Raw genomic sequence first — 6,999 nt, 5'->3', positions numbered from 1 at the left:
CGTTAAACCACTTCACTGTTCCCTGTTCCATGTTGCAAATTCCTTGTGCGGATAGAGTTTTGACGCTGAATCCAAATGGGGTTCGGCAGAGGTGTACCTTTGCTTCAGACCAATCTGTTTCAAACGATTGCCTGTAGCGTACCACAAGAATCAATGTCAAGCGCAACACCTTTGCTAACAGAAATTCGTCTCCACCGTCCCTCGTTTCCTTATAAAAATCATGGACCTAGCGCCGGGTGGCCTTAACAGACGACGTGGCCGGCTCTCGCCGTTAACCTTTTCTTTAACCTCCGCAAGCCCATCGCCTTCCCGTCCCGCGTCACTCCGCGTGTGGTCGTACAAAGGGTGGAATGGCATCCAGCTGGCCTCCATTCTGGACCTCGGAGGGAGGAAGACCCGACGGTCCGGATGGTTACTTTCGTAGTGTCGCAGCCACGGTAAGGGTCGCCGTCGTCGCAACGGAAAAGACCAGTGGCGCCAGAAAGAAATAGCGCCAGGTCATGGCGGTAATGACGGCAAGCGCGATCGCCAGGCTCCAGCGGACCAGTTTCAGCCGGGAGAGCGTCTCCTGGGGCAGACCCGCCATCTGCCATGCCACAACGGCAGCGAAGAGCATCATTACGGTGACGAACAAGCCAAAGCCGACGTAGAAATCCCAATAGCTCCGAAGGAAACCGTCCGCCGGGAAGTACACGGTCTGCATGCCGGCCACTACCGGCTTCACGGTCTCAGGCCATACGTCGGTTTTGCGGAAGCCCAGCGTGTGGCCGGCGGCGAACAGGACGAGCAGCAGGGAAGAGCCGCGGTACCACCAGGTCGCTCTCATTGCGCCTCTCCTCGGCTGTCGATGGTCTCGTTCCTCTCCACGAAGGCCTGCATCCAGCCGAGCACGCGTATCCAGCCCTGGGCATGCGATTCACGTACCGCAGAGGCATCACCGAAGGCAGAGTGACGGACTTTTACCAGGGTTCCACCGTCTTGTGACAGGAGGTCGAAGCGTACCAGTGTCGGCCGTTCACCGTCCCAACTCGGTTTCCAGGTGTGAACCAGGAGATGGGGAGGGGCGACCTCCAGGTATTCTCCGCCGACGTGAAACGACGTGCCGTCGGCACCAGCTCCTTCACTACGCCATTGGCCACCCGGACGAATCTCTCCGTTCCAGGATGTGACGCGGTATTGAGCCGGAGTTCCCCACCACAGAGGCACTTTGGCCGGGTCGGTCAAAGCCTGAAAGATTTTGTCGGCCGGCGCTGCGATAAAGATCTCAAGTTCGATGGAATCGCTGACTGTTGTCTCTGTCATCTGCTTACTCTCCCTTCCYGTTTCTGGTTCTTGGGCGTGTGCCGTGATGGCTGGTCTGGGCGATCTTGGGTGCTGCGAACTCCATCTCGACCATCGCCTTCAGGTTGCCCAGGCTTTGCGTCCAGAAGACGCGATATTTCTCAAGCCAGCTTTCGACTGCGCGTAGAGGTTCAGGATTCAGTTCATAAATCCGGTTACGGCCTTCTCGTGTCTCCCGCACCAGGTGCGCATGCCGAAGCAGACGAAGATGCTTGGAGATGGCGGGCCGTGAGACAGGAAAGGCTTCGGCGATGGCTCCGGCAGGCTTCCTTCCCTCCCGTAACAGGTCGAGCATGGCCCGCCGGGTTGGATCAGCGATGGCCTGAAACGAGGCTATAGGCGAATATGTAACCGATCGGTTCCTCATTAATGCGTAACTGTACGGTTACGCGTTTCCTGTGTCAACCGGAAAATGCATGGGATGGGGATCGTCCCTCTTCTGAAGCTCCGTGGCCCTAGGCCGCAGCTGTCCAGCACAGCCTGTATCAGCCACCACATCCCCGGCATGCTGAGCACCATGCCGGCGAACGCCCAGCCGAAATGCAGATGTTCTACGGCGCGAAAGACAGCCCGTACGCCGTCGACACCGTACCCTCCGTCTTCATAACGAATGCGTCGTAGCCGCCGTGTGGGATGGGCTTCCGCCGGCATGATCACCAGACCGCGAGCTTCGTGCCTGGTGAACCATCGCCGCACCTCGTTACAGGGGCCGCACTCTCCGCTGATCCATAACGTCGCCGGCTGACCTCCGGGAGTGAGGTAGGGCTTCCATCGAGGCAGCCAGTTGTGGACTTCAGCGCGGTACTGCAACCAGGGCAGGCCGAAGCGTGTACGCAGGTCTTCTGCTTCGTCCCAGGTGGCGAGTCCAGCGCTATAGAGGATGCCGCATATTGCTCCCAGAGCAAGCCAGAGGCTGTGCAGCATTGCTGCCCACGCCAGCATGACCAGGGCACAGCTCAACTGCATGGGGTTGGCGACATAGCGGTAGATCCCGCTGGTGACGAGCCTGCGAGGCGGGTCGAAGGGAATCGGTGTACCTTCTCCTCGCTCTCCAAACTCGCGTGCAGCCGCGACGCCGATGACCCCCAGCAACAGAATTGCCTGGATTTCGACGGAGAGAATGGCATGTGCGAGGCGTGAGTCAGTGGTTGGCAATGCATTCCAGCCGCCGCTGCGTATGACAAAGACACACTCCGGCAGAAGCAAGAGCACGACCATGCCGGCCATGACGACCTGCATCCACGCACGCCGCAGGGGATGCCGCTCCGTTACGGTCCACTCGCCAAGCAGAAGTGCGGGAACCAGTCCTATGAGTACAAAGAGAGCTTCGCCCCAGAGCCAGGTGGGAGATAGAGAAAGTACCGGAGCACAGTAAGGCATGGCCAGCAGATCGAAGCCGATCAGAAGCAGGATTCGCCACCGCAGGGGAAGTTGACCGAGCAGCAGCGAGGGAACGGCTCCCCACAAGACCGTCCAGCCGAGATACATCTCGACCGGCATTCCGCGCACTGCCGGACCTGCGGTATGGAAGCTCCACCACCCAGTGCGTGTGTTCATGAGCTGCAGCATCCACAGTACTGGTAAAACCCAGAGAGTTTGGACCAGGACGGTTGCTCCGAGCCGTTGCCGCATCCACTTTTTGGTATTGCAGGTGAATAGCAGCCAGCCGGCGGCGGCCGCAACAATCGGGACGTACAGTGCGGCGATGCGGACGAGGATCTCGCGGCTCATCGCGGCTCCGCATCGGCGACGATCAGGTAGTCCGCAGCCTGTTTTACGGCGAACCGCTCCCACGGGCCAAAGTACCAGGCCGGATCGAGCCTCCGCGCAAACTGGATCGTCCATCGCACTTCGGTTCTTCCGGGAGAGACCTCCCGCCAGCGAACTTCGCTGACCTCCCAGGCCATCCACTGCCGCAGATGAGAATCATCGCTGACGCGTTCGAAGCGAACATATCCGGGACCTGTCTTCGCGACACGAAGCACCAGGTCTCCGGGACCGTCGCTCTCCGCTCCGCTGAAGTGAATATGTCGCATGTCATCGATTGCCAAGCCGGTACCCTGCACGGCTAGCGGGCGAGGGAAGCCGATACGGAGGAAGAGGGGAAGAGGTGTCTCTGGCCGCAGACCGGCGCCAAGCACCCTCTCAACGTCGGCTGGACTGCCGCGCACGATCCGTACTGAGGTAACACTCTCGCTTCGCGGGAATGAGAGTGTAGGAGTCACGCCTTCCAGAGCCATAGGAAGCAGCGCCAGCCAGGCCCAGGCGCGCAGACGACCTTGCTCTCGCTTTTCCGTGCGCTTTCTGGAGTAGTCAAAGCAAGCACCGATTACCAAGCCGACCAGGAAAAAGAGGGGTGAGGCGAAGAGGATGCATAGGTAGCCCTCCCCCGCCAGCGGGGCCACCGTCAACAGTACGATTGCGATGCCCTTTACGATTGCACCTTTGGCCGATTTCGTCTTTGGAGCTAGGGCCAGCAGAAGAGCCAGAACAATGGGTAATCCACTGTGCCGGAGTTAGCCCGTCAGACTCCTTGTCCAATTCATCTCCCCACATCGTCTCACCTCGTTTTGAACACGTTCAGTATTCGTCCGCGCAGGTCGGCTGTCAATGAATTTGTGAACATGTTCAAAAAAAATAATTCGCGGAGAATGAAGGGGAAAGATTGGTTCGATTAGCTGCGCTTGATACCAGCGGCGGAGATCATGCGCCCCGTAACACCCTTCTCGGCACGGTGTGAGAAGAAGCGGTCCGTCTGGTGAGCGGTGCATTCACCGAGGACGGTGATGTTCTGGGCGGTGAGGCCGGAGTCGAAGAGCTGGCGTCGATTCGCCTGCCACAGGTCCACATTACGTCCATGGAAGAGCGTCTCGGCATATGGCCAGCGATCGCGGAAGGTATCGCGGACCTCGTCGCCGACCTCGAAGCAACACGGGCCGATTCCCGGTCCGATAGCGGCCAGCATCTCCGCCGGTTGCGAGCCGAACTCAGCATGCATGCGCTGGGCACCGGCTTCGACGATACCGGCAACAGTGCCTCGCCATCCCGCATGAATGACACCCACGGCGCGATGAACCGGGTCTACCAGGATGACGGGAATGCAGTCAGCTGTCTGCACTCCGATGAGCATGCCCGGTTCGTTGGTGATCAGGCCATCGCCCTCAAGGACCGCTCGGCCTTCCGCGGTCTCCAAAGGTGTCAAGCCGAAGTGCACCCGGTTAATGACAACGCCGTGTGTCTGGCGCGTAAGCACGGGAGCGATCCCGTGCTCCTGTCTCACCGTAAAGGCAAAGCTGCGGCGGTTTTCTGCAACGGAGGCATCGGTATCTTCCTGCGTCCAGCCGAGATTCAAGTCGCCGGTACGTCCGTAAACGTTAGAGACGCCCCCCAGCCGGGTGCTGAATCCATGCCATAACCAATCGAAGTCCCATGTCTGCAGAATGCTCATGGAAATGATCTTAAAGTGGAAGACCCTCCTTCCGGAGGGTCTTGAGAGGCAGTGAGGGAGGGGTATAGGAAGTGAGTAGAAGATGTGTGTCCGCAAGGGACAAAAAGCTAGGATTCACTGCATCAGGTGGGGACTACTTAGAATTTGCCTCTGAACTTAACCTTGCAGTCAGCAATAAGCATGCCACTGTTTTCCACAGGATAAGTGCTGTTGTTTCAATCCTAGCTTAAGATGGCCATGATTTGGTGGCAAATATTTGCCATGTTTAGGCTATCAAGTGCCGCTTTGTTGTTTCATCCCGATCGATCTGCTCAATCTTGCTTCGCAGCGACCGGTAGCTGATTCCCAGCCGCTGTGCAGCCAGTTTTCGGTTCCAGCGCACAGCTTCGAGGGTCTCCAGAATCAGGCGTCGCTCTGCCTGCCAGGCCGCTCGTCTCCCGACCTCAAGCAAGTTTGTACCGAACGGCTGACGGACGGCGGCCGGTTCAGGTGAGGGCAAAGGTGCGGTGGCCAGTGGAGCTGGAGCAGTAAGCGGGACTGAAGCCGTGTGTTGGCTGCGGGAGGTGAGCTCGCGCAGAATCTGGGTCTCGCCGCCGACGATGACGAATCGTTTGCACAGGTTTTCGAGCTCGCGGATATTGCCCGGCCAGGAGTAGGTCAGCAGAGCGGCCATCGCCTCCTGGGAGAAGGAGGCCTGCTCACGGCCATAGATGGTGGCGTACTTGTCGAGAAAGTGGCTAGCCGAAGAGCTCGCTTTCGAGCAGGTCGTCAGGAATGGCGGCGCAGTTGACCTTGACGAAGGGTTTGCCGGAGCGGCGCGACTGTTCGTAGATCATCCGCGCGACAACATCTTTTCCCACGCCGCTCTCACCGCGAATCAACACGGTGGCGCTGGTCGTGGCCACCTTCGAGATGGTGTCGCGAATCTCGGACATGCGGGGGTGGTTGCCGAAGAGCACTGGCAGGCCTTTGGACTCCGGGGGCCTTGGCTGTGTGGTCAGAAGACCGCGGAGGCTTTGGCGTATCTCGTCCGGACCGGCGGGAAGGGTGATGAGTTCTTTTGCGCCGGCCTTGGAGGCGGCAAAGGCGAGGTCGGCGCGTGCGGAACGGAGCAGGACGATGATGGGTGTTCCGGTCACCCCGTCGCAGATGTTGCGGAGCACTGAGAGGTCGTCCTCGACCTCTACCAGAAGAGCATCCGCCGGTACGCCGCGCCAGTGGTCGGAATCGATGAGCGTAAGCGCGAATTCGGGAGCCAGCAGGGCATGCTGTATAGCGGCTGACGCGGCCTGAGACGCCAGGATGGCGGCCACGCGGGTTGGCAATGTCTGGCTCATGACGAACGGAGTGCTGGAGCATTTTCCCTGTAGGTCCAGAGTAGGGCTTCCGCATCCAGGGGGCGTTTTCTGCAATGAAAACGCCGCTGCACGCCTCTCTGGGATACCCAGCAACCGGGAAATGCTCTAAGCGCATTTTATGCGGAAATACAGAGCGATTGGGAGTTTGTGGAGGGGGCGAATAAGAGTCTATGCATCAATGGCTTGCATCCAAAGCCCAGCGACGATACCATACGCGCGATTAGAAAAATGACTTCTTCCTCACCGAACCTCGCCCTGCAGTCGCTGCGTTCGCGTCTTGGCCGTGTCTGCGTTGCTCTGCAGGGTGCAAGCCCGGCCGAGCTTTTCCAGAAGGCTGAAGCTGCGGCTCCGGAGCATCCGTTTCTGGAGTTCCGGCTGGATTCACTGCCGAATCCCGCTGCCGCATTACCGCGCCTGAAAGCGTTTCTGGAAGCAAATCCTCTAGTGACCGCGATTACTACCTGCCGCCGGAAACCGAATGGCGGTGGATTTACAGGAAGCCTCTCAGAGGAGGCAGAGATCCTGGCAAAGGCAGCGGCAGGCGGAAGCCAGTTGATCGATCTTGAGATCGAGTCGGCCGAAGCGATGAAGCATGCCGACCTGGACAAGCTGCGGGCGGCCGGTGCTGCAATCATCATCAGCTATCACGATTTTGAAACGACCCGCGACCTCGATTCCGTCTATGAACGGATCCAGAAGTTCCAGCCGGACTTCATCAAGGTGGTGCCGACGGCGCGTTCGCTCGCGGATAACCTGACGCTGTTCTCGTTTCTGGAGAAGTACGGTGAGGCGGGGAATGTCATCGGCATCTCGATGGGAGAGTACGGTGTCATCTCGCGTGTGCTGGGTGTG

General features: G+C 59.2%; 9 protein-coding genes. 1 reads left to right on the top strand and 8 read right to left on the bottom strand.

The window, feature by feature from the left end; all coding sequences use genetic code 11:
- Positions 1 to 412: 412 nt before the first annotated feature.
- The 8 genes from AB4043_RS11895 to AB4043_RS11860 form a co-directional block, all read right to left on the bottom strand.
- Positions 413 to 826 carry an LIC_13387 family protein gene (locus AB4043_RS11895; protein ID WP_442300835.1) on the bottom strand — a complete coding sequence of 138 codons (414 nt, stop codon included), beginning with the start codon at positions 824 to 826 and terminating at the stop codon, positions 413 to 415.
- Positions 823 to 1,302: an SRPBCC family protein gene (locus tag AB4043_RS11890; protein ID WP_442300836.1), complete on the bottom strand. Its 480-nt coding sequence runs from the start codon at positions 1,300 to 1,302 to the stop codon at positions 823 to 825. The genes AB4043_RS11895 and AB4043_RS11890 overlap by 4 nt, the downstream gene beginning before the upstream one ends.
- Before the next feature lie 4 nt (positions 1,303 to 1,306).
- Positions 1,307 to 1,708: a metalloregulator ArsR/SmtB family transcription factor gene (locus tag AB4043_RS11885; protein ID WP_442307126.1), complete on the bottom strand. Its 402-nt coding sequence runs from the start codon at positions 1,706 to 1,708 to the stop codon at positions 1,307 to 1,309.
- The gene (locus AB4043_RS11880) at positions 1,708 to 3,072 is read right to left on the bottom strand and encodes a methyltransferase family protein (protein ID WP_442300838.1); all 1,365 of its coding nucleotides are present in this window, start codon (positions 3,070 to 3,072) and stop codon (positions 1,708 to 1,710) included. Before AB4043_RS11880 ends, AB4043_RS11885 begins: the two co-directional genes overlap by 1 nt.
- On the bottom strand, positions 3,069 to 3,752 hold the full coding sequence (locus AB4043_RS11875) for a hypothetical protein (protein ID WP_442307125.1): 684 nt from the start codon (positions 3,750 to 3,752) through the stop codon (positions 3,069 to 3,071). Before AB4043_RS11875 ends, AB4043_RS11880 begins: the two co-directional genes overlap by 4 nt.
- Before the next feature lie 263 nt (positions 3,753 to 4,015).
- Positions 4,016 to 4,789, bottom strand: coding sequence for a peptidoglycan editing factor PgeF (gene pgeF / locus AB4043_RS11870; protein ID WP_442300840.1), 774 nt, complete (start codon positions 4,787 to 4,789; stop codon positions 4,016 to 4,018).
- 265 nt (positions 4,790 to 5,054) lie between these two features.
- The gene (locus AB4043_RS11865) at positions 5,055 to 5,501 is read right to left on the bottom strand and encodes a helix-turn-helix domain-containing protein (RefSeq protein WP_442307127.1); all 447 of its coding nucleotides are present in this window, start codon (positions 5,499 to 5,501) and stop codon (positions 5,055 to 5,057) included.
- Positions 5,502 to 5,526: 25 nt separating this feature from the next.
- Positions 5,527 to 6,126, bottom strand: coding sequence for a sigma 54-interacting transcriptional regulator (locus AB4043_RS11860; protein ID WP_442307124.1), 600 nt, complete (start codon positions 6,124 to 6,126; stop codon positions 5,527 to 5,529).
- A gap of 249 nt (positions 6,127 to 6,375) precedes the next feature.
- Between AB4043_RS11860 and AB4043_RS11855 the strand changes: the two genes are divergently transcribed.
- Positions 6,376 to 6,999 (top strand): type I 3-dehydroquinate dehydratase (locus AB4043_RS11855; RefSeq protein WP_442307123.1); only part of this gene is annotated, 624 nt, incomplete at its 3' end.

It is taken from the genome of Terriglobus sp. YAF25 (genome assembly GCF_052113305.1).
Lineage (GTDB): Bacteria > Acidobacteriota > Terriglobia > Terriglobales > Acidobacteriaceae > Terriglobus.
Note: the sequence above shows the minus strand (reverse complement) of the source record. Positions and strands in the feature narration are given on the sequence as shown.

Coding starts and splice junctions, on each gene's coding strand:
- AB4043_RS11880 (WP_442300838.1), bottom strand. CDS start 3,072: ATGAGCCGCGAGATCCTCGTCCGCATCGCCGCACTGTACGTCCCGATT.
- AB4043_RS11890 (WP_442300836.1), bottom strand. CDS start 1,302: ATGACAGAGACAACAGTCAGCGATTCCATCGAACTTGAGATCTTTATC.
- pgeF (WP_442300840.1), bottom strand. CDS start 4,789: ATGAGCATTCTGCAGACATGGGACTTCGATTGGTTATGGCATGGATTC.
- AB4043_RS11860 (WP_442307124.1), bottom strand. CDS start 6,126: ATGAGCCAGACATTGCCAACCCGCGTGGCCGCCATCCTGGCGTCTCAG.
- AB4043_RS11895 (WP_442300835.1), bottom strand. CDS start 826: ATGAGAGCGACCTGGTGGTACCGCGGCTCTTCCCTGCTGCTCGTCCTG.